Source organism: Actinomyces sp. oral taxon 171 str. F0337, assembly GCF_005696555.1.
Classification (GTDB): Bacteria; Actinomycetota; Actinomycetes; order Actinomycetales; family Actinomycetaceae; genus Actinomyces; species Actinomyces oris_E.
This window is the reverse complement of sequence record NZ_CP040005.1, coordinates 1,014,916-1,037,512: the sequence shown is the minus strand read 5'-3', so window position 1 is coordinate 1,037,512 and position 22,597 is coordinate 1,014,916. Positions and strand designations below refer to the sequence as shown.

Sequence of the window (22,597 nt, the reverse complement as noted above, 5' to 3'; positions counted from 1 at the left end):
AGATCAGACCCTCGTGTACTTGGACAGTGAGAAGGCGGAGGAGACCGCGGCCAGGGCGATGGCCGCCAGGATCAGCCAGGGCGACAGGAGGAGAACATCTCTGGTGCTGATGAAGGCGCTCGTGAAGGATATGGAGGAGGCGAGCCACCCCTCCACGACGTAGCGGACTCCTACCCACAGCGTGGCCACGGCGAGAATCGCCCCGGTGAGGGCGGCAAGCACCCCTTCAAGAATGAAGGGCAGCTGGATGAAGAGGTTCGAGGCTCCCACCAGGCGCATGATCCCGGTCTGTCGGGAGCGGGACATGGCCGACAGCCTGATGGTCGTCGAGATGAGCAGCACCGCGGCCACCGCCATGATGGTCGCCAACCCTCCTGTGATCCAGGAGGCCCGGTTCATCACGAGGAAGAGGGGCTCGAGGGTGGAACGCTGGTCGACCACACGCTCCACGCCACTGTGCCCCTCGAACTGCTCGGCCACCAGCTTGTAGTTCTCGGCGTCCTTGAGCTTGATGCGGAAGGACACGGGCATCATGTCCTCAGTGGCGTTCCTCCCGACGGCGGACTTGGCGTAGGCCTTCATGAAGTTCTGATAGGCCTGGGCCTTGGTCTCCATCTGGTAGGACTTGACGTAGCCGGAGGGGGCACCGCTGGTGATGAGGTTCTCGACCTCGCTGATCTGAGCAGCAGTGGCCTCGCCGTCGGCGCAGTTGGAGGAGGCCGAGGACTTGGGGCACATGTAGACCGAGACCTCGACCTTGTCGTACCAGTCTCCCTTCATGGTCGAGATCTGGCTCTGCAGCAGTGCCGAGGCCCCCACGAAGAGCAGCGATACGAAGGCGACGAGAATCACGGACACCGTCATCGCCAGATTCCGGGACATGCCCTTGGCGGTCTCCGAGAGGACGAAACGCAGTCTCACAGTTCTTCTCCTTCAGCGGTCCGAGCCGTAGACACCGCGGTCTTGGTCGCGTACGACCTCACCGCCCTTGAGCTCGATGACGCGTTTACGCATCTGGTCGACGATCTCGTCGTCGTGAGTCGCCATGACGACCGTGGTCCCCTGTCGGTTGATGCGGTCGAGCAGACGCATGATCCCGACCGACGTCGAGGGGTCCAGGTTTCCGGTGGGCTCATCGGCCAGGAGGAGCTTGGGCCGGTTGACCATGGCGCGGGCAATCGCCACGCGCTGCTGCTCACCCCCGGAGAGCTCGTGGGGGAGGCGCTTCTCCTTGCCTGCCAGCCCCACCAGGTCGAGGGCCTCCGGCACAGCGGAAAGGATGTAGTGGCGCGGTTTACCGATGACCTGGGAGGCCAGTGCCACGTTCTCCAGGACGTTCTTGTTCTCCAGAAGCCGGAAGTCCTGGAAGACGAAGCCGATCTCCCGTCGCAGCTGGGGCACCTTCCACGAGGAGATCTGCGACAGGTCACGCCCCAGGACGTGGATACGCCCCTTGGTAGGACGCTCCTCGCGCAGGACCAGACGCAGGAAGGTTGATTTTCCTGACCCCGAGGCGCCGACAAGGAACACGAACTCGTCCCGGTTGACCTTGATGTCGACGTCGTCGAGCGCCGGACGTGCCCCGCGTTTGTACACCTTCGAGACGTGGTCGAAGCGGATCATCTGCTCGTTGCTCTCCTATTGCGCCCCGAGCACGGCACTCGGGTTCATGGCGTTACGGCCACCGTATGCGCCGACACGCCATTTTCCCGCCGTGACACGCCCAGCATCGATGTGGCTTGTGATGTCCGGGACGAGGTGTGATCCTCCTGTGATCACAGAGTTCGAGAGCCCCAAGCTCCAACCACTCGCCGGGAACGCGCCCTAGGCTTGCGATCATGAGTGAGATCTCCCTGTCGCCCGCGCTGTCACGTGCCTTCGAGGATCGCGTCGACCTGGGTTCCTGGGCAGGCTTCACCTCGTCGCTGGCCCGGTTCCTCGACGAGGTGTGCAGGCCGCTCGCGCGGCGGGGAGAAGCGGTCGAGGCCGTCATTGATCCATCTGGCGGAACCCTGCTCCTGACGGCTCCGGTCCCCATGGTCAAGGCCGAGGAACTGGTTCCCCAGGGGCGCTGGTCGCAGCTGCTGTCGAGACTGCCCCTGTCCACTCCCCCTGCTCCCTCCCCGGACCTGCCGGGCGTAGTCCTCGTCGGACGCACCGACGGCATCGAGGTCTCCCTACCCGAGCTCGATGCACAGGGGCGGGTACTGCTTGGCCCCACCGAGCGCAGGATCCTGGGCGCGATCGGCTGGCAGGAGAGTCATCACGTCTTCGCCAGGCTGCTGTCCGACGGAGACGAGGCCGCCGATCTGGTAACCCGCATCCTCATCGAGGTGCTCGAGGTCGCCCATCCCGCAGACCTCGACTACCTCTTGCGCGCGCACTCCGACGTCAGCTGACCCCGATAGCCTGCTCGACGAGATCATCGGCGAGCTCGTACATGGGCCACGGTTCCCCGGTCTGCTCCTCGGCCCGCGCCGAGGCTGGATCAATGACGAGAGAGCCAGGACTCTCTACGTACGTCGCGCTGGACTCGCCGAGCTCAGTGGACTCAGTGGGGCCCTGAGGAGCTGCTCGCCGGGCCTCTGAAGCCGAGGCGCCCGAGGCTGCCGCCTCGACGTCCCAGTGATCCGAGGAGAGGTGCTCGTCAGAACCCGGCTCGAGCTCGACATCACCGGTTCCGGCACCCGAGGACGCGGAAGGCGCCGACTCCACGGCTCTCACGCGCGCGAAGCGGGACTCTCCTCTGGTCAGGTCGTGCCCAGCGGCCTGAAGCGTGATGACGTTGGTCTCGTGCCTCCTGCCGTTGTTCTCCCAGGACTCCTGGGAGAAACGTCCCGTGAGCAGAACTGCGTCCCCCTTGTGCAGGGAGTGACTCAGATTGGCGGCGAGCTGCCCCCACGCCTTAGCGGTGAACCAGATCGTCTCGGCGTTGTTCCACCCCCGCTCAGTGCGGTAGGTCGGGGTGACGGCAACGCGAAAGCGGCAGTAAGGACGGGCATTGTCCCCGACACGGGACAGGACCGGGTTGGTTCCGACGACGCCTTGGACGGTGAGGTCGAGCTGACGAGTCATGAGGGGCTCCTTGGTTGTGGGCGGGCGGCGCTCTGCCGCCCCCTGCACCACAACGGTGCTCGACCCGCCCACCAGATGCCCAACGGGCCCCGAGCTCACTCCCCGCACGAGTCTCCCAGGAGGGCAATCCGAGGGCTGTGGCCACTGGGTGGTCTCGCAAAGACGGGGTTAAAGACGGGGTTACAGCCCCAAAGCGGATTGCAGCACCCGATGCTTCTCCAGAATCTTGGCAGCGGGCCGGCTCAGTCCCCGCTCAACCACGGACTCCAGGCGGGCACGCACCCGTTGCCCATAGCGCTCCGCCTCACGGCGCGCCCTGCTGCGCCGGCGCACCGCGGCGATCAGGACCGCCATGAGCCCGAGGACGATAAGGCAGACCGGGACGATCTCGATGCTGCGGTGCAAAACCTCGAGCCCCTCTCGCACCAGGGAGACGGACAGCCACGACACCCCGCCGAGCACCATGAGCAGGCCTCCCCACCACAACAGGTCAATCACCGGCTGGCGATGCCCTGGCAGCGGCACGGAGCCGACCGCCTCAGCGGTCTGCCCCGCCAAGGTCTCCGGGGATACGACGGAGGCCTCCATGCTTCGGGCCCACGTGGGCGGCAGTCCCTGTGAGGTGCGGTGGACCCAGGTGGAGTGAGCCGAGGACACTGCGGTACGCGAGGGCGGTTCGGGGCGGGCCAGGGCTCTGGGCAGAACCCTGGACAGTCCGACTCTCACCGAGTCCTCCACCGCCTGGGCACCGGATGCCTGAAGCAGCACCTTGGTGGCCTCCTCGGTGAGGTCGGCACTGAGCTCCACCTTGTTACGAGCCACCGTCGGACGCAGACGACGCACGATCGCGTCAAGCTCGGCCGAAGCCGTACGAGCCGCGTTGGACTCACGTGCGACGCGCTGGCGCAGCATGCTGCGCACGACGTCGAGATTGTCGCCGCGCACAGCCGATACCGGGAGCACCTGAACCTGGCTGAGCCCGTCGTCCTTGAGAAGAGACCCGACGTCGTCCAGCAGGCTCGCCAAGCCACTCTCCGGGAGGGTGTCCACCTGGTTGACCAGGACGAGCATGTCCTCCTGACGGGCCCCCAGGCCGCGCAGGTAGCCGTCGTGCAGGGCCGCGTCGGCGTACTTCTGAGGATCGACCACCCACACGAGGATGTCGGCCAGCGGAACGAGGCGATCCACCTGCAAGGAGTGCTCCGTCGTCACTGAGTCGTAGTCGGGAACGTCCAGCAGGACCAGGCCGGACATGCTTCCCTGGTCATCGGCGTCGAGAATCGAGTCACCCCGGATTCGCCGTTCCGAGGAGACCCCGAGGAAGTCCAGGAGCGGACCGGCGTCATCACCCCATGAGCAGGCGGCAGCCCGCGACGTCGTGGGTCGACGCGCACCGACATCAGCGAAGTTCAGCTGGGTCAAGGCGTTGAACAGCGACGACTTGCCCGAGCCGGTCCCCCCGAACAGCGCTACGACGGTGTGATCCACTCCCAGCGCCAGACGCTGGGCCACAGCATCGAGTGCCTTGTGAGCAGGGATCGACAGGGAGGCAGGAACCTCCGTGGGACACAAGCGCAGGGCATCTCGCACCGCGTTCAGGCGAGCATCGAGGTGCTCGGCGTCGAGCACCTCGAAACCTCCCTGGTCGGAGGAGGTGGAAGGGACGGTGTCGGAATGGCTCATGCTGTGGCTCCGGGACGGGTGAAGGGCTTGAGCTCGCCCGAGCGCAGACGCAGCGCAGCGGCGAACCCGGGGGCGGGGGCGAGCGAGGTGGCCGCCCCCTTGGGGACTGTGGCAGTCATCGCCTCCGTGACTGCTTCCACCAGGAGAGCACCCGCCTGTGCGGTCTGCTCCTCCAGCCCCAGACGTCTGGCGGCTGAAATGGCCCCGTCAACACCGGCTGCCGCGGCGATGAGGAGATCGATGACACTGGCGGGACTCAGTCTACGGATGTCCTGCGGGCTTTCGATATTAGCCTCCAGGTAGCCGACCCAGGCGTCGACGGTCACGGCCGCGTCATCACCCTGACCCAGGATTCTGTGCGCGTGCTCCTCGGCGCCCACCTCGGCCCAGGCTCTCTGAGCCTCGGTGCTCAAGGCGACGATAGCGGCCTGAAGCTGGTTGGCCAGGGCCTGGCGGGCGTCGGCGGCCAGCTGGGAGAGTCCCTCGGCGCGAGCCTTGTCAGCCCGTCCCAGGAATCCTCTGCGCAGTCTGCCCCCCTGAGCCAGGGAGGCCAGCGGACCTCCAGAGGAGGCCAGGGTGATCCACCGGGTGGCTGTGGCGCCCTGGCCTGCAGAGCCGGCCCTGATGTCCGCGCTCAAGGCCTTGATGGCGGACTCCCTCAGCTCCTGGCACGTCCTCTCCAGCGCCTGGGCCACCGCGTCCTGGGCGTCGACGTCGTCCGCCAAGCGCTCCAGGTCGGTGCGCAGAACACTCCACACTCCCCTGCCGGTACGACGCACCAGGCCGGCTGCGCGGTGACGGCCAGCGAGGAGCTGCAGCCAGTCGCGCAGCTCGTTCACGCCGTCCCCAGTCAGGAGCCCCTCGTGCGGCCCGGCGTCCGGGATGACGAAGAAGGGCGCCTCCGACAGCCCCAGTCCCTGCAGGCGGGTGATGAGATCCCGACGAACCTCGGGCAGGATCCTCGCCGGCACCCGGTTGAGAACCACTCCGATGGGGGTCTCACGGCGTGCGGCCTCCTCCAGCGTCGTCCACGGCGTCTGGTCGCCGTAACGCGCCGCAGTCGTGACGAAGAGCCACAGATCGGCCGCCTCCAGCAGCCTGCCGGCCAGAGCCCGGTTGGCCTCGTGCACGGAGTCCAGGTCCGAGGCATCGATAAGAGCCAGGCCGGCCGGAATCGCAGCGGAGACCTCTTGCCTGCAGACCTGCGTCAGAGGGTGCTCGGACAGCGAGTCCATGTCCTCGGGATTGGTCACCAAGACCGGGGTTCGAGTGGTGGGTCTGAGCACTCCGGCAGCTGAGACCTCCTGGCCGAGCACGGAGTTGACGAGTGTGGACTTCCCGGCACCCGTGGAGCCCCCGATCACCACGATGGACGGGATATCTGCATCCTGGAGGCGGGGAATCACCTGGTCACGGACCTGCCCGATGAGACCGTCGCGCAACGTGCGCGCAGCCTCGATGCCGTCGGCACTCAGGGCCAGGTCGAGGCGCTCGAGGTCCCGGACCAGGTCGGACAGGACATCGAGGAGCTGGGCGCGACTCAGGGCGGAGACGGGTGCATCGTCCTGGGAGTGGCGCGAGGGGACAGGAGCGGGCATGTGCCAACACTATGAGCACAGCGCAGCAGAGTCGACGATTGATCTCGACAGTTCGCACCACGGGTGTCGCGAGCTCAGTGAGAACCCCCTGTCACCCCGCTGTGACCGCCGAGAGCGCGCACCGGCTCTCGTACGAGAAGAGCAACCGCCCCCTCAAGCGGGCCAGGGACGCAGCCCCCGGCCGCGGCATCCAGGCCGGCTGAAGCGGGCGGCGATGAGTGCGACGCGTCTTCGCCGCCTCCGTGATCCAGCGGCCCGAACGGTCGATAGTCCGCGGAATATCAACCTTCTCAGCCCCGGCTGCCAGTGCCCCCGGCCGGACTCGAACCGGCAACCTGCGGATTAGAAGGCCGATGCTCTATCCATTGAGCTACGGAGGCGTGCGCAAGCGCCTCACCAGCCTACGCCATCAACATGGCGGCCCCGGTCTCGACGGGAGGACCGCCCCCGCACTGCCGTCAGCGCCAGGCGATGGTCGCGAGGAGATCACGCCAGCATGACGGTCGCGCATCGAACCGGGCAGACGAACGATTCTGCGCAGCCGCCAGGGCCTCCTCTCACACCATTCACCACCTGAGTCGCAATACGAACGTGATAGCAATGCAACCACTCTGTGACCGGTTTGATCGACACGTCGCAAGGCCTCGCCTCCCGCCCGAGAGCACTACCTGCATGTTGGCAACCTCACACCGGGGAGTCCTCGCTCTTAGCGATGACGGCGAAACACCAGTATCGTGGCCGGAGCCCCACTCCCGCCCCTCTGGAAGGACCGCGCCTTGCCCACTCCCGCACTCATCGTGCGCTCCCTTTCCGCCCAGGCATCACTGGAACCCCACACCTTCACCACCCCTTTCACCGTGGGGCGCTCACCGGACAGCGACGTTCAGATCGTCCACCCCCTCGTATCCCGCACCCACCTCCAGGTGACTCCGACCCCAACCGGGTGGGCGGTGAGCTGCCAGGGCCGTAACGGCATGCTCGTCAACGGGGCCGTGACGCGCGAGGCGCTTGTGAATCAGGGCACTCGGATCCAGCTGGGAGACGCCTCGGGGCCGGCGCTGGGACTCACTCCGATCGTCTCCGGCGGAGCGCCTCAAGTCGGCGCTCCCATTCAGTCACAGCCAATAGGGCAGCCCGGACCATCTGCTCCGAGCACTCCCTTCATCCCATCGCAGCCGAGTGCGGTCTCCGCCCCACAAGCCGCCCCCCTCCTCCAGCGCCCTGCCGGTCCTCCCCCGGCCGCAGCCGTCTCGGCGCAGGCCGCGCCCATTCCACAGGCCATGGGCTCGGCGTCCTCAGCAGCCACCTACGTGGCCTCCGGAAGCCCCCAGGCAGCGTCCTCGTCCGGCTCAGGCTCCTTCCCCACCTCGCGGCACACGCTCAAGTCCTTCCGCGTCACCTCCTCGGGCACCATCGGGCGCGCTCCTGACAACACTCTTGTCCTGGACGACCCGCTCATCTCCAAGCACCACGCCCGTATCGACATCTCCTCCAACGGCATGGTCGTCACCGACCTGGGATCCACCAACGGCCTCTATGTCGGCGGGCAGCGCGTCTCACAGGTCCAGGTCACCCGGCCCGTGCTCCTGGGACTGGGATCGACCTTCATCGCCCTGAGTCCGGACGGGCTGTGCGAGGTCCAGGTCGCAGGCGGAGCCGGCGGCGAGCTGGTCGGCAAGGACCTGACCTTCCGCGTCAACAACGGCAGCATGACACTGCTCGACGGCATCTCCTTCTCCCTGCCGGGCAACGAGCTGCTGGCCGTCGTCGGCCCTTCGGGAGCCGGGAAGTCAACGCTGCTCAAGGCCCTCACCGGCGAGCAGAAGGCCCAGGAGGGCCAGGTGCTATTCAATGGGCTGGACGTCTACGAGCACTACCCGGTCATGCGCAACAAGATCGGTGTGGTCCCCCAGAGCGACGTCATTCACTCCGCCCTCACTGTCCGCAAGACCCTCGAGTACGCGGCCGAGCTGCGCTTCGCCAAGGACGTCTCCAAGGCCGAACGGCGCCAGCGCATCGCTGAGGTCCTGGAGGACCTCGACCTGACCGCGCATGTGGACAAGCGGGTCAAGAAGCTCTCCGGAGGCCAGCGCAAGCGGGTCTCCACCGCCATCGAGCTGCTGACACGCCCCAGTCTGTTGTTCCTCGACGAGCCCACCTCCGGACTGGACCCCCAGCTGGACCGTGATGTCATGGACCTGCTGGCCTCCCTGGCTCACGGGACGCGTCCGGGTGACAGCGGCCGCACGGTCGTCGTCGTCACCCACAATGAGAACCACATCGACCGCGCGGACAAGGTTCTCATCCTTGCAGCGGGCGGCAAGCCCGTCTACTACGGCTCACCCCGCGAGGTGCTCCCCTACTTCCGCCAGCGGCTCAACGAGATCGCCGCTCAGGGCCGCCTGCTGCTCAACACCCCGAAGGGCACCCTGCCCGACCCTCCCGCCGTGGACGGCTACGCCGATGTCTACGCCCTCATCCGCAACCACACCGCGGAGCTGCGTCAGTACATGGAGGCCACGGTGCCCTCGACGCGGCGCGGAGGGGCTCCCGCGGCGACCGCAGGACCGGCGACGCAGGAGAAGCCGCCCAAGCAGCAGTCCGTGCTCCGGCAGGTCTCGACCCTCGTGCGGCGCCAGCTGCGGATCGTGGCGGCCGACCCGTCCTACCTCGCCTTCATGCTGCTGCTCCCCATCATCGTGGGACTGCTGACCAAGGCGATCGAGGGAAGCGACGGCTTCGCGGTCCCCCACTACCCCGAGCCCACTCCCCCGACACCGGAGAACCCCACTCCCCCGATCATCAAGTACTCCAGCCAGGCCCTGCAGCTGTTGGTCATTCTCATCACCGGGGCGGCGTTCTCCGGGATGTCGGCCACCATCCGTGACCTCATCGGGGAGCGGGACGTCTTCCTGAGGGAGAAGGCCGTTGGCCTGAGGTCCGGCGCCTACCTGTTCTCCAAGGCGACCATCCTGGCGCTCATCACCACCGTTCAGACCGCGCTGATGATGGGCATCGCCCTGGCACTCAACAAGGGCCCCACCGATGCCGTCATCCTGGAGGGGTGGCCGGGACTGGAACTGGCCTTCTGCTGCTGGGCCGTCGCCTTCGTCTCCGGGCTCCTCGGCCTGGCGGTCTCCGCGATGGTCTCCTCCTCGGAGCAGGTCATGCCGGTCCTAGTGGTCTCCATCATGGCCCAGCTGGTCCTGTCCGGCGGCATCATCCCGATCTCCGGACGTGCGGTCTTCGAGCAGCTCGCCTGGTTCATGCCATCGCGGTGGGGGTACGCGATGGCTGCCTCCACCCTGGAGATGCTCGCCATCCTGCCCAACCGCGACGACGCGCTGTGGAAGCACGGGGCCGCGCAGTGGCTGACGAACTACGGCCTGCTCTCAGCCATCGGCCTGGCCTGCATGGTGGCGTGCTACATCGCTCTGGCCCGCCGCGGGCGTCGCTGATCCCTGTCAGCACTCCCGACACGAACTCCGGGGTGCCGACCACAGAGCTGGTCGGCACCCCGCGCCCTACATGCCGCGTGCGCTCCTACTTGCTGGTGATGCTGGAGACCACCAGATCAAAGGTAGAGGTAGGTCCTTGTGCGACCAGCAGACGGGCGTCGCTCTGGTCCTTCGCGGGAACGACGGTGCCGCCGTAGGCGCCGGGAACCTTCCAGCCGACCCTGCCCGTATCGGGCGACACGGCAACAACAAGGTTCCCCGGATCACTATCGGAGAAACTGTACTCTCCGACCTCCACCAGCACCTGTCCGTCGCTCAGCAGACCAATGGGCCTGATGTGGCACCCCTCGCTCTGCGAGAACTCGGGCAGCTCGAGCTTCTTGCTGCCGACCTTGGCCGCGCAGGCACTGGTGTCGACGACGACGTCGACCGTACCTCCGGGGCCGATGACCGGGGTGGTCGAGGACGATGCCTTCGCCAAGGAGGAGTAGGCGTCCTTCAGTGACGAGGCATCCAGTGGTGCTGACGCAGCCCACCAGTGCTTCTCCGAGAACTTGCCTGAGACGGTGGCCGCCTCACTGCCGTTGGCCTTGTAGATCGTGGCACCCGAGGACGTCACTCGCGAGAAGGCCTCCGGCCCGGACCCGATATTGAATCCGCCGGGGAATCGAGTGCGCTTGTCGAACTCCGAGTCCGGTTGCTTGCCGGGCTCCGAGACGAGCACCTCACCGGTCTTGGCCGACAGCACCTGGAACTGTCGCGACTTGATCTCGTAGGTGAGGATGAAGCCGTTATCGACCCGGCCTCCCTTGTACTGGCCCGAAGCACTCCACTTCTCCTTGCCGGAGGCGTCGTACCCCCTCATGGGGCCGCCGTCGGAGGTCTCCCCATCGTCCGACACGATGCCGAGGTCCGGCGTCGCGCCGATGTAGAAGGATTTCTTGGAGAAGGGCGCCTGAGAGGTCTTGCCCGCGGCCCCGATCACCGTGGACTCGTCACTGGTTGTGGTGCAGAGCATCGAGCCACCGACCCAGGGCCGGACCTTGTAGCACTCGCCCTTCCACACCGGCGTCGTCGTGCTCTTCGTGAGATCGACGAGCCTCGCATCGCCGCCCTGCTCGAAGGCCATCGTGGTCCTGTCAGCGGACATGACGGGTTCGGAGACCTCCGAGTATCGCAGGTCCTCCTGGACACCGTTGCCCGCAGGCAGAGCCGCCGGCCACCGGTTGCCGATCTCCTGCCCGGAGAAGAAGTACCACCAGGTCGCGCTCGCCCCCACCACTGCCAGGACAGTGACCACGGCGGCCACAGCCACCCACCGACGACGCCGCCACCGATGACGCGCGCCGGACTGCGGTCCGACCGCCGCAGCCGCCGAGTACTGCGCACCCGGTTGGCCGTAGAAAGCGGGTCCGGAAGGGCTGGAGACACCGGGGGCTGCCGACATCCCAGGAGCGGCGAAACCACCGGTCCCCGCAGGCCCCGGGCTGAGAGGAACCTGTCCCGGGCTGGGGGCGTACTGCTGCCCACTGACCAGAGTCGGCGCCTCCGGGACGATCGCCATCGTGGCCGAGGTCGCTGAGGGATTCGAGGGCGTCACCGGCGGCGCCATCGGATCCGCGGACGGAGGGGCGTCCCAGTCGTAGGGAACGAGCGAGGCCGTTGACTGCGGCGGCGACGCGAGCCTCGGTGCGGCGGGCAGGCCCGCCAGCGCCGACTGCATGACGTCCAGGCGCTGGGCGACATCCTCGATGGAGGGACGCATACCGGGCTGCTTGGAGGTCATCGAGGCGATGAGCTCCCACAACGGGTCAGGAACACCGACCGGTCGACCCGCGTCACGGCGGGCGTGCTGACTGAGCAGCTGGGCGGGCTCCCCCACGAACGGCGTCGTCCCACAGCTCACCTCGTAGAGCATGATGCCCAGCGAGTAGATGTCGGCGGCTGAGGTGGGGGCCTGCATGGACAGAATCTCCGGCGCCATGTACAGCGGCGTACCGATGGCTCCCGTGATGTGGGAGGCGGAGAAGGTGTCGCAGATGCGCGCCACCCCGAAGTCCGCCAGTCGGGGCACAACGGTCTCCGGCACACCGTCTCCCGGGGCAGTACCGATGGCAACCGTCTCAGCCGGGTCACCACCCCTGCTGGGACGTGAGCTGAGCAGGACGTTGGCGGGTTTGATGTCCCGGTGGATCACGCCGGCCTGGTGAACCGCGGACAGTCCCTGAGCGATACGCGTCCCCAGGGACGCCACCTGCGCAGGCGGCAGACAGCCGTGAGTCCTCAGCAGATCCCGTAGGTCGCCACCGTTGACGTAGTCCATGACGATCGCGAAGGTGGCGCCCTCGATAACGACGTCGCGAATGGCGACAACGAAGGGGCTGCGCACCCGCAGCAGGGTGGAGCGCTCCTTGATGAAGCGCTCCACGACGTCGGGATTCTCCACCAGGTCGGCACGCAGTACCTTGAAGGCCAGGGTCTCGCGGGCGTCAGTGCGCCGACCGCGCCAGACCTCTCCCTGGGCACCCGCACCGATCCGGGTCTCCATGATGTAGGAGCTTCCGAGGTGACGGGGGGCCGGGCTTTGGGACATCAGTGCTCCGTGTTACTCAAGGGCTGTCAGGCTTCATGGAGACCTTATCGCGATCTTCGCAGCATCGGACTTGCTCCACCAGGAGATGGCCGTGAATCGCACCTCGAGTCTCACCGCCCTCGTGAGAGGGTCCATGTCCTCAAGCTCGACGACATGACTACAGTGGCTCCCGTGAGCAAGCAGATGACAACCTCTGACCCGCTGGTGTGGATCGACTGTGAGATGACAGGCCTGGACCAGAGCGCCGACGCGCTCATCGAGGTCGCCGTTATCGTCACCGACTACGAGCTCAAGCCCCTGGCGGACGGAATCGATGTGCTCATCAAGCCTCCCGCCGCCGCGCTGGAGCAGATGGACGACTATGTGCGAAACATGCACACCTCCTCCGGTCTCCTTGCCGACCTGGAGGACGGGGTGACGATGGAGGCCGCCCGCGAGACGGTCCTGAACTATGTGACCTCTCTCGTGCCCGAGGCGCGCACCGCCCAGCTCGCGGGGAACTCCGTGGGCACGGACAAGGCGTTCCTGGCCCGCGACATGCCAGATCTCATCAAGCACCTCCACTACCGGATCGTGGATGTCTCCTCCCTCAAGGAGCTGGCCAAGCGCTGGTACCCCAGGACCTTCTTCCACGCGCCGAAGAAGGCCGGCGGGCACCGTGCACTGGCAGACATCCTGGAGTCCATCGACGAGCTGCGCTACTACCGCGAGGTCCTGTTCCCCAGCGGGGAGGGACCCAGCTCCCAGGAGTGCAAGGACGTGGCCGAGCGGATCCTGAGCACGCCCACCAGGTGACCGGAGCGACGACGCCCTCAGAGCACCCGCACGACGTGACGTAGTGCACCGAGCCCAGTTTGGCGTGCGGGGAGATGAGCGGATACAGTACCGATTCGTTGCGGTAATGCCGTACACGGTGGCTGTAGCTCAGTCGGCAGAGCGCCTGGTTGTGGTCCAGGAGGTCGCGGGTTCAAACCCCGTCAGCCACCCCACTGATTGCGGATCGTGCCGCAACCCCATCTCTCCATCCTCCTAGGCAGCAAACGACGCTGCCGTCTTCGTAGCGCAGGTGGACAGCGGACAGCGAAGGCTTCAGCCGTTTACCTGCGTCCCGAGTAACAAAGCAGCTCACTCACTCCGGCGCCCCGGCCGGCGGAGCAGGTGCTCGATGCTCTGACAATCCACCTTCGAGAAAGCCCCTCCCATGCAACGCCGCGACTTCCTACTCGCCCTGGCCGCCGGAACCGCAGGCTGCCTCAGCGCCTGCAACACCACGCAACCGACAGCTCATTCCTCCTCACCAGCCTCATCCCCGGCGCAGGCCTCGCCCCTGACCTCGGCATCACCCTCACCCACACCCTCACCAACGCCCTCACTCAACCCGCTCCACCTTCAGGACGGCCCGCCGTCACTGCCCGCTCCCAGTCCGGCGGACTCGCTCATCACCGGACTGCCGGAGAACGTCGGCAACGTCCTTGCCATCACCATCGACGACGGCGTCGACTCCTCGGTCGTGGACGCCTACCTGGACTTCGCCAGGGACTCGGGAGTCCGCCTGACCTTCTTCGTCACAGGTTGCTACCCGAGCTGGACCGACAACCGGGACAAGATGAAGCCTCTGGTGGAATCGGGGCAGGTTCAGCTGGCGAACCACACCTGGACGCACCCCGACCTGACGACGCTGTCGGAGGGCGAGATCATCGACGAGCTCACCCAGTGCGAGAATCTGCTGCGCAACACCTACGGTGTCACAGGGGCACCCTTCATCCGTCCTCCCTACGGCGGCCGCAGCTCCGTCACCGACTCGGTCTGCGCCAAAGTGGGCTACTCGACCACGACCATGTGGTACGGCTCGTTCGGAGACTCCGGACAGCTCACGCCGGAGGTCCTTCTCGGTGAGGCCCAGAAGTGGCTGCTTGCGCAGCACATCGTCATCGGTCACGCAAACTTCCCCACCGTCACCCACGTCTACGGTCAGATCATCGATATTCTGCGTCAGCGCTCACTGCAGACAGCCACGCTCGATGACGTCTACTTCGGCGCCGGACACAATCGTCACGTCTGAGAGCGCTCACTGCGCGAGAGCCTCCTGGACGACCTCCCGCCCCTCGTCGCACGGCCGCATCTGAGCGGAGCCGATCTCCGGGGTCCGCGGGAGGTAGGCGATCTCGCAGCGGCCTTCGAGCTGCTCGTCGAAGGTGCCGATCCAGTCATCGCCGATGACGAAGACATCAATGCCGTACTCATCGACGTCTCGGCTCTTCTGCCCCCAGGTCTGCTCGGGAACGACCATGTCGACATAGCGAACGGCCTCAAGCATGGCCTTGCGCTGCTCATAGGAGAAGTAGGCGCGCTTCCCCTTGGAGGCACTGAACTCGTCGGTCGACAGAGCGACAATGAGATAGTCACCCATCGCCTTGGCCCGACGCAGCAGGTCGATGTGCCCATAGTGGAGCAGGTCGAAGGAGCCGTAGGTGATGACGCGTTTCATTGGGATTGTCCTCATGGTTGGGGTCATCGATTTTTGTATGAATCACACAAGAACCGATCGCATTGTCGTTGGTTGCGCGCATGGCGGTTGAATGCGCTCGCCGCTAAGTCTAGGTGCGAGGCCGACCCCAAGATTCCTTTGTTACCCCCCTGAGGCAAGCTTTCAACTATGTCGGTCGTCACCCGCTATCGCTTAACCCAATGAATACGCGAAACCGCCACCCCACCCCTCACCCCAGGCCACCACAAGCTGAGGCCATCATGTGACAGAGTCCCGCCATTCCGCAGTATCGCAACGATTACGAGCGGTTTCGAGGCCGTCACGACAAACCCTGAACATCACAGTCTGATTGCAGACAAGTCAATCATGACGACTATCGCTTTTCCGGCTCTTCGACACAACTACCGTTATAAGAAAACGAGCAAAGAAGGCCACCCCCCGGGCCTTTATCTTCCCAGAAGATCGGAGGTCACCAGTGGTCACAGCAGTTCCCGCCCGCCCCCTCCCCCAACCTTCCTGCACCATCTCAAGCATCCCCTCCGCGGCCACTTCAGCACCCGGCCTCCCGTCCGATTTATCGGCAGTTACCCGAGACATGGCCTCCTGGACGCTATGGCTCTTCCTGGCGACCCTTATCAGAACGTTTTTATCACCGCATCGAATTCTTCATCCGCACATGCTTCTGATAGGAGTCACGGCCGCTGCTCTCATTCAGATGACCGCCTGGTGCGTGACATGGCACTACTGGCCGTGGGCCTCCATACGAGTCATGCCGTTCGTCATCGTGGCAGGGGCCGGGTTCGCACTCGGTTCCTGCTTCCTCGACCTCGTCACGAAGGTCCACCTTCTGCCGTGGACCGCCAGTCTCGCCGGGTCGGTCATCGCCGTGGCTGACCAGTGGCGGCACCGACTGAGATGGCGGGCTCAAGCACCACGGGCTCTGGAGCCGGCTTCATGACCACCTTGCTCCTGAGCGGGCTCGCCGTGACGGCGGCCGTTTCCGCTTCCTTGACTGCGGCTGTGATCCCACTCCTGAAGAGGGCACGAGTCATGGACGTCCCCGTGGACAGGTCTCTCCACCGACGTCCTGTTCCCCGCGGCGGTGGACTCGCCATCGTCCTGGCCGCCTCACTCGCCACCTGGACAACCATCCTCGCTGCAGCACACCAACGAGGCACTGTCCACACAATGACCAGGCTCGACGTCGCTCTCATGGGTCTGGCGACCGTGCTCGCGTTCGCGATGCTCGGACTGATCGAGGACCTGTTCTCAGTGTCTGTCAGAACTCGCCTGGTTCTCCAGCTCGCCCTGGGCGCAGCACTCGGACTGGTGATGCACACCGCCTTCGAGGTCTCACTGTGGTGGACCCCGGTGGTCTGTGTGGGCACGGCCGCGCTGGTCAACGCCACGAACTTCATGGACGGCGCCAACGGTCTGGCATGCAGCCACGCCCTGATGACCTCCCTGTGGTACGTCCAGGTGGCGATCGTGGCCCCGGTTCCCGGCCTGGGGCTCGTCATGATCTCGGTGGCCGGCGCGTGCCTCGGTTTCCTGCCCTTCAATACGCCTCGCGCCAAGGTGTTCCTGGGCGACTCCGGTTCCTACGCCCTGGGCGCTGCCTGGGCCTTCGCTGTCACGGCCTGCTTTGCCCAGGGTGTGGCCGTGGAGGCGGCAGTCGCCCCGGTCCTCGTGCTTCTGGCGGATACCGGCTACACCCTGTGGATGCGGATAAGAGCAGGCCAGTGCTGGTATGAGTCGCACCGGCTTCATGTCTACCAGCGCCTTGTCTGTGCCGGATGGCCGCACTGGGCATCGGCCCTTCTGGTGACCCTGGCCGCGGCCTCGTGCTGTGCCCTGGCGGCAGGCAGCCTTGTCACCAGTAGCCGGCTCTGGATACCTCAGGTCGGTATGGCGGCAGTCCTGGTCCTCTACCTGCGGATGCCCTCCATCATCGGAGCACCCAACCCCTTCCCCAGCCCCCGAAGGGCGAGGTGAGGACATGCGTATCCTCCTCCTCAGCCACTACTGGGCACCGGAGGTCGGTGCTCCTCAACGCCGCTGGAACCGGCTGGCCGAGGCGCTGATCTCACGTGGCCACGAACTGGCGGTGCTGGCTCCGGCTCCCCACTACCCAGGTGGTCGTCTCCTGCAAGGCGGCGGGGACCACATGGCCGGCTCGATCAGACGGGATGTCACCGGAGCGATGGTGCATCGCACGATCTTCCGCCCCTACAGCAGCGGTGTGTGCGGACGCGGAGTCGATCAGATGGTCGCGGCAGCCGACTCCGTACGCCTGGGGGTGGAGCGGTTCCGGGGAGCGAACCGCCCCGACATCATCGTCGGCTCGGTTCCCGGGCTCCCCACCCTTCCAGCAGCGCTCGCCGTCGGCGGGATGCTGCATCGCCCGGTCGTGGTGGAGCTGCGAGACGCCTGGCCGGATCTGCTTCTGTCAGCCGCACAGTGGTCCCCGCCCCTCAGCTGTCCATCGACCGCCACGCAGGCCCGCCAAACCAGGAGGCTGGACGTCGTCGGCTGGGGCGCACGCAGTCTTCTGCCACCCCTCATCACCCGCCTGGAGCAGGAGGCCGCGGCTGTGGTGACGACGACGGACTCCTTCGCACAGGTCCTGCGTTCCCGCGGGGTCCGCCGCGTGGTGACGGTGCGCAACACCGGCGCCACGACATCGGCAGGCCGATCTCCTGTCGGCCGATGCCGCTCAGACGGTGTCCTGAACGTGCTGTACCTGGGCACAGTAGGGCGCGCTCAGGGGCTGGGCTTCGCGGTGAAGGCCGCGCACATCGCCCAGCAGAGCGGCACCCCGGTGGTACTGCGGATCGTCGGCGACGGTGCGCAGTTTCAGGAGGTCGCGACCTTGGCCCGCAGCCTCGGGGCCCCCGTGGAGATGCACCCCGCTGTGCCGTGGAGTGAAGTGGACCAGCACTACGCCTGGGCCGATACGGCTCTGGTGAGTCTACAGAGCTGGCCGGCCATGTCTGTGACGGTCCCGTCCAAGCTCTACGAGATCATGTCCGCAGGACTGCACGTGTGCGCCTCGGTCGACGGCGAGGCTCGGCGCATCGTGGAGGACGCCGGCTGCGGCGACGTCACCACCCCGCAGGACCCGCAGGCCCTGGCGTCCCTGTGGAGGGCTCTGGCCGCAGACCGCAGCCGCCTGGACGTGACGGGGGGACGACGCTGGCTGGCGGACCACGCCGACGCCGAGGTCATGACGGACCGCTACGAGTCCCTCCTGAGGCAGGTGTCCGGTGACTGACGTCCAGATCCTGCGGAATCTGGTGCTGCTGAGCACCTCCGCCACCCGGCAGCTGGTCGAGGACCCGGTGCTCCTGGCCCTGCAGGGAGCGCGTCGGCTGTCTGAGCCCTGGCGCGGTCGGTGCGCTCAGGCACTCGGTATCGGGTCGGATGATCATGAGGTCCGCCGAGCCCTGTCAGCGTTCATCGCCGACAGACCGGACTCAGCCCGCGAGGCGCTGAGCCGGGCAGTACCACGATCTGCTGTCGGCCGTCGGCTCGCCGCTGAGATGGCGATCCATCTCGGTTCCGCGGAGCGCAGGCATATTGACGCCGAGGGCCTGAGCCCCTCGGTGCGCGCGCGGGACCTGTGGTCCCGGGGACACCTGAGTACCGCGCTCAGCACCTTGGAGGGGGCGCCCGGCTCCAGGGCGCTGTGGGCCCGTCTGCGTTCCCAGCTGGCCATGATGAGCCCGGGCTTCCATCTCCCCGGGTTCTCCCCCTCACCCGGTTGGACGGCTCCTGACCCGACTGAGCCGCCCCGCGTCCTTCACGTACTGACCAGCTCGCTGCCCCACACCCAGTCCGGCTACACGGTGCGCTCGCACGCGCTCCTGCGGGCGCAGGCCGGCGTCGGCATCAATGTGCATGCGGTGACGCGCATCGGTTACCCCGTCACCATCGGTAAGCCTGCGGCTCAGGCCACCGACGTCGTCGACGCAGTCACCTACCGGCGGATTCTTCCCGCGCGGTCACAGGACTCCCCGATAGCCCGACTGACTCAGATGAGCCGCCTGCTGGCGCGGGAGGTGGAGACGTTCTCCCCCCACGTGCTGCACACGACCACCAACTACGTCAACGCCCTGGTCACCCAGGCAGTGGCCCGCTCCTACGGTCTGCCCTGGGTCTACGAGATGCGAGGGGTGCTGGAGTGCACCTGGGTAGCCTCCAGGCCGCCGAGTCAGGAGGCCGAGGCGCTGAGCTCTGAGCGCTTCACGCTGCTGCGGGCCAAGGAGGCGGAGATGGCCCGGCAGGCCGACGCCGTCGTCGTCCTCTCACGAGTCCAGGCCGAGGACCTCGCGGACCGGGGTGTCGACGCCAGCCGGATCACAGTCGTTCCCAACGCCGTGGACCAGGAGGTGCTCGAGGCCGACAGGCTGCTACCGGCGGATGCCCGCCAACGGCTGGGACTGCCCCGCAGCGGCCTGTGGGTGGGGAGCGTCTCCTCCCTGGTGGGCTATGAGGGGTTCGGCGCGCTTCTGCGGGCTGTGGCGCTCTGCCGCACTCGGGGGGTCGATGTCCGGTGCGCCGTGGTGGGTGACGGGGTCAGCCGTCCCGAGCTGGTGGCCCTGGCCGGAGAGATGGGACTGGAGAAGTCGGTGTGCGTCCTTCCCGGACGGGTGGACCGAGCAACGACCCTGGACTGGTACCAGGCCCTGGACGTCTTCTGCGTGCCGAGACTGGATACGCCGGTGTGTCGGCTGGTGACACCCCTCAAGCCGATGACGGCGATGGCGCTGGGCCGGCCAGTGGTGGCCTCCGATCTTCCCGCGCTCAGGGAGATCACCGCCCCATCGGCGAATCGGTCCTTTCCCGCCGGCGACGTGGAGGCACTCAGCCGAGTGCTGACCCAGCTGGCCGCTGGAGCGCCCTTGCCCTCAACGCGTCAGACGCTACCCACCTGGAGCAGCAACGCAGTCCGCCAGGCCGAGATCTACGCGGGGCTGGTATGAGCAGGGCATCCTGGACCCCGTGGACCGCTGGGCAGCCGTTCTGGGGCGACAGCTCCGAGATCAGTGTCAGCGTCGTCGAGCTCAGCGAGCTGTATCCGGTGGGACGGCGCCCACCGCTGGTGGCCTACATCCGCGAGCTCTGGCAACGGCGGCACTTCATCTGGGCCGACGCCCGGGCCAAGGCCCTGGGGTCCCAACGGGGCACCTTCCTGGGAAACGCGTGGCTCATCGCCAAACCGATGCTCAATGCGATCGTCTACTTCATCGTGTTCGGACTGCTTCTGCAGACGAGCCGCGGTATTGACAACTTCATCGGCTACCTCATCATCGGCGTCACGTTCTTCCCGCCGCTGCAGCGGGCAGTGACCGACGGTAGCCAGGTGATAGTCACCGGGAAGAACCTCATTCGGGGATTCTCCTTCCCTCGAGCCGCCCTCCCCGCGTCGTACACGATTCGCAGCGCGATCGACCTGGTTCCACCGATGATCGCGGTCCTCGTCCTCGTGGTGGTTCTTCCTCCTCACGCCTGGCCGAGCTGGCACTGGCTCCTCATCGTCCCGGTCCTGGCTCTTCAGGTGCTCTTGAGCCTGGGGCTGACACTGGCCACCTCCCGTATCACGACGACGATCCCGGACATGCGGAATATCTGGCCCTTCCTGACTCAGTTCTGGTTCTACGCCTCGGGAGTCTTCTTCTCCTACGAACGTTTTATTGATCACCCGCTGATGCTGCGGGCCATGGACCTCAATCCCGGATACCTCATCATCACGATGTATCGGGACGTGATCCTGTACCAGCGCGTTCCGCAGGCGCGCATGTGGCTCATTCTGAGTGCGTGGTCGGTGGGGCTGGCCGTTGTCTCCTTCGTGTTCTTCTGGGAGAAGGAGGAGGTCTACGGTGTCGAGCGCTGAGACCGGACCGAAGCATGAGTCAGCGGTCCTTCAAGCAGACGGGCCGGGAGGCACGACGACGCCTTGCCCCATCGTCACGATGACCCCGGACACCGATTCGCATCCCGCGGTCATGACCGCCGCTGACGGTCACGAGGCCGGCATCGGCACCGCCACCGTCGTCGTCGACGACATTCGGGTGAGCTACCGGGCGCCCTCCACCGACGCCGAGGACCTGCACACCGCGTCCATGGCGCAGAAGATCCTTCTGGGGCTGACGGGGCAGAGACCGAAAGTGAGGGTCGACGCCCTCAAGGGGATCTCGTTCGTGGCGCGCGCCGGGGAGTCGATCGGGATCCTGGGTCGCAACGGTGCGGGGAAGTCCACGCTGCTTCGCATCATGGGCGGTTTGGAGACGCCGACCTCGGGAACGGTGAGTGCCCGTTCCAATCCGGTACTCCTGGGCGTCAATGCGGCTCTCATCCCAGACCTGTCAGGTGAGCGCAATGTGCGCCTGGGCTGTCTGGCCATGGGGATGAGTCCTCAGCAGGTCGAGGCGATCATTCCGGAGGTGATCGAGCTGGCCGGGATCGGGAAGGCCATCTATCGCCCGATGAAGACCTATTCCTCGGGGATGTCCTCACGTCTACGGTTCGCGATCGCCGCCTCAGCGAACCCGGACATTCTTCTCATCGATGAGGCCCTGTCCACCGGCGACGCCGCGTTCAAGGAGCGCAGCGAGAACAAGATGACCGAGCTGCGGCGCGCAGCCGGAACGGTGTTCATCGTCAACCATGCCGCGCAGGTCATCGAGGAGATGTGCACCCGGGCGCTGTGGCTCGTGGACGGCGAGCTCATCGGCGATGGTCCGGGCCCCCAGATCGCCCATGACTACCGATGGTGGTCCTGGAACATCGCCAAGGACAAACCGGACAAGGCCGCCACGATTCTGGCCACGTGCCGGGAGAAGTGGAAACCGGCAGGAGTGCGGATCCAACGCTCGGAGAGCCGCACGCTGCCCTACCGACACGCTCGAGGAGTATGACCATGCGCAGTGAGGAAAGCACGAAGACAGCAGGACGAATCACGGTCTACGGCTCTTGTGTGGCCAGGGACGCGGCACGTGAGATGGAGCAGCGGGGATGGAGCGTGGAGCGTTACATCGCCCGCCAGTCCCTCATCAGTGCGGGGCGTCCGGCCGACGTCGGCGATCTCGATCTGTCCCTGCTGAGATCGTCCTTCGCCCGTCGTTCCTTCCTGTCCGACATGGTGGGCAATCTGGAGGCGCAGCTGACGGCCGTTGCCTCGTACACCGATCTCCTGCTGTGGGACCTGACCGACGAGCGTCTCGGCGTCCTGGAGACGGCCCCCGGGACATTCCTGACACGTTCGACGGAAGCGCTGACGGCCGGTCTCTACGAGGGGCTTCCCGCCAGGTTCCTCGAGCTGGGGACGGCGGAGCACCTGCATCTGTGGCGGCCTGCCCTGCTGCGTTTCCACAGTCTCCTGGAGCGGCTCGACCTGGCGAGCAGGACGATCCTCATCAACGTTCCCTGGGCGACGAGGACCACCTCGGGCATGTCAACCGTCCCGAGCTGGGGACAGACGGCCATGGAGGCCAACTGGGTCATGACCCGCTACGTCGACCTCGTCCGCCAGGAGACCGACCTGCGGATCCTCCAGGTTCCCGATGAGCTCGTCGTGGCCGACGACGCGCACCGCTGGGGAGCCGCACCCTTCCACTACGCCGCCTCCCTGTACTCATGGGTCGCCGAAGAGCTGGAGATCGCTCCGGCTCCGCGCGACCTCGCCCCGGCGTTCTGAGCT

17 protein-coding genes and 2 tRNA genes are annotated in these 22,597 nt (G+C 66.4%); 11 read left to right on the top strand and 8 right to left on the bottom strand.

All coding sequences use genetic code 11. The annotated features are described in order from the left end of the window. Window positions 1-3: 3 nt before the first annotated feature. Window positions 4-921: a permease-like cell division protein FtsX gene (ftsX, locus tag FBF36_RS04585; protein ID WP_009398451.1), complete on the bottom strand. Its 918-nt coding sequence runs from the start codon at window positions 919-921 to the stop codon at window positions 4-6. 12 nt (window positions 922-933) lie between these two features. Continuing rightward, complete coding sequence (ftsE, locus tag FBF36_RS04580; RefSeq protein WP_009398449.1) at window positions 934-1,623, bottom strand: cell division ATP-binding protein FtsE; 690 nt, start codon at window positions 1,621-1,623, stop codon at window positions 934-936. A gap of 215 nt (window positions 1,624-1,838) precedes the next feature. On the opposite strand from ftsE, the gene FBF36_RS04575 reads away from it, so the two are divergent. Beyond that, a complete protein-coding gene (locus FBF36_RS04575; protein WP_009398447.1) occupies window positions 1,839-2,399 on the top strand; it encodes a TY-Chap domain-containing protein in 561 nt (186 codons plus the stop codon). Here FBF36_RS04575 and FBF36_RS04570 read toward each other — a convergent pair. The 4 genes from FBF36_RS04570 to FBF36_RS04555 form a co-directional block, all read right to left on the bottom strand. Beyond that, window positions 2,392-3,075: a single-stranded DNA-binding protein gene (locus FBF36_RS04570; RefSeq protein WP_034493493.1), complete on the bottom strand. Its 684-nt coding sequence runs from the start codon at window positions 3,073-3,075 to the stop codon at window positions 2,392-2,394. The genes FBF36_RS04575 and FBF36_RS04570 overlap by 8 nt on opposite strands. Window positions 3,076-3,255: 180 nt before the next feature. Next, window positions 3,256-4,758, bottom strand: coding sequence for a GTPase (locus FBF36_RS04565; RefSeq protein WP_009398443.1), 1,503 nt, complete (start codon window positions 4,756-4,758; stop codon window positions 3,256-3,258). Beyond that, window positions 4,755-6,356 (bottom strand): GTPase, encoded by a 1,602-nt coding sequence (locus FBF36_RS04560; RefSeq protein WP_009398441.1) that lies wholly within the window; start codon window positions 6,354-6,356, stop codon window positions 4,755-4,757. The genes FBF36_RS04565 and FBF36_RS04560 overlap by 4 nt, the downstream gene beginning before the upstream one ends. Window positions 6,357-6,663: 307 nt before the next feature. Continuing rightward, window positions 6,664-6,736: transfer RNA gene (locus FBF36_RS04555), tRNA-Arg, on the bottom strand. 396 nt (window positions 6,737-7,132) lie between these two features. Between FBF36_RS04555 and FBF36_RS04550 the strand changes: the two genes are divergently transcribed. Beyond that, the gene (locus tag FBF36_RS04550; protein ID WP_034493490.1) at window positions 7,133-9,814 is read left to right on the top strand and encodes an ATP-binding cassette domain-containing protein; all 2,682 of its coding nucleotides are present in this window, start codon (window positions 7,133-7,135) and stop codon (window positions 9,812-9,814) included. 85 nt (window positions 9,815-9,899) lie between these two features. On the opposite strand, the gene FBF36_RS04545 is transcribed toward FBF36_RS04550, so the two are convergent. Then, complete coding sequence (locus FBF36_RS04545; RefSeq protein ID WP_009398438.1) at window positions 9,900-12,407, bottom strand: serine/threonine-protein kinase; 2,508 nt, start codon at window positions 12,405-12,407, stop codon at window positions 9,900-9,902. Between the two features lie 183 nt (window positions 12,408-12,590). Between FBF36_RS04545 and orn the strand changes: the two genes are divergently transcribed. From orn to FBF36_RS04530, 3 genes are all read left to right on the top strand, one after another. After that, a complete protein-coding gene (gene orn, locus FBF36_RS04540) occupies window positions 12,591-13,202 on the top strand; it encodes an oligoribonuclease (RefSeq protein WP_034493538.1) in 612 nt (203 codons plus the stop codon). A 118-nt stretch (window positions 13,203-13,320) separates the two neighbouring features. Then, a tRNA-His gene (locus FBF36_RS04535) sits at window positions 13,321-13,396 on the top strand. A gap of 212 nt (window positions 13,397-13,608) precedes the next feature. After that, on the top strand, window positions 13,609-14,469 hold the full coding sequence (locus FBF36_RS04530) for a polysaccharide deacetylase family protein (RefSeq protein WP_034493488.1): 861 nt from the start codon (window positions 13,609-13,611) through the stop codon (window positions 14,467-14,469). 6 nt (window positions 14,470-14,475) lie between these two features. On the opposite strand, the gene tagD is transcribed toward FBF36_RS04530, so the two are convergent. Then, window positions 14,476-14,895, bottom strand: coding sequence for a glycerol-3-phosphate cytidylyltransferase (gene tagD, locus FBF36_RS04525; RefSeq protein ID WP_009398434.1), 420 nt, complete (start codon window positions 14,893-14,895; stop codon window positions 14,476-14,478). A gap of 954 nt (window positions 14,896-15,849) precedes the next feature. Here tagD and FBF36_RS04515 point away from each other — a divergent pair. From FBF36_RS04515 to FBF36_RS04490, 6 genes are all read left to right on the top strand, one after another. After that, a complete protein-coding gene (locus FBF36_RS04515; RefSeq protein ID WP_009398432.1) occupies window positions 15,850-16,890 on the top strand; it encodes a glycosyl transferase family 4 in 1,041 nt (346 codons plus the stop codon). Between the two features lie 4 nt (window positions 16,891-16,894). After that, window positions 16,895-18,169 (top strand): glycosyltransferase family 4 protein, encoded by a 1,275-nt coding sequence (locus tag FBF36_RS04510; protein ID WP_009398431.1) that lies wholly within the window; start codon window positions 16,895-16,897, stop codon window positions 18,167-18,169. Beyond that, a complete protein-coding gene (locus tag FBF36_RS04505; protein WP_009398430.1) occupies window positions 18,162-19,880 on the top strand; it encodes a glycosyltransferase family 4 protein in 1,719 nt (572 codons plus the stop codon). Before FBF36_RS04510 ends, FBF36_RS04505 begins: the two co-directional genes overlap by 8 nt. Beyond that, complete coding sequence (locus FBF36_RS04500) at window positions 19,877-20,791, top strand: ABC transporter permease (protein WP_009398429.1); 915 nt, start codon at window positions 19,877-19,879, stop codon at window positions 20,789-20,791. The genes FBF36_RS04505 and FBF36_RS04500 overlap by 4 nt, the downstream gene beginning before the upstream one ends. A 112-nt stretch (window positions 20,792-20,903) precedes the next feature. Next, entirely contained in the window at window positions 20,904-21,815 is a 912-nt protein-coding gene (locus FBF36_RS04495) for an ABC transporter ATP-binding protein (RefSeq protein WP_225792464.1), read from the top strand. Between the two features lie 2 nt (window positions 21,816-21,817). Further along, a complete protein-coding gene (locus FBF36_RS04490) occupies window positions 21,818-22,594 on the top strand; it encodes a DUF6270 domain-containing protein (protein WP_034493482.1) in 777 nt (258 codons plus the stop codon). Window positions 22,595-22,597: the final 3 nt, after the last annotated feature.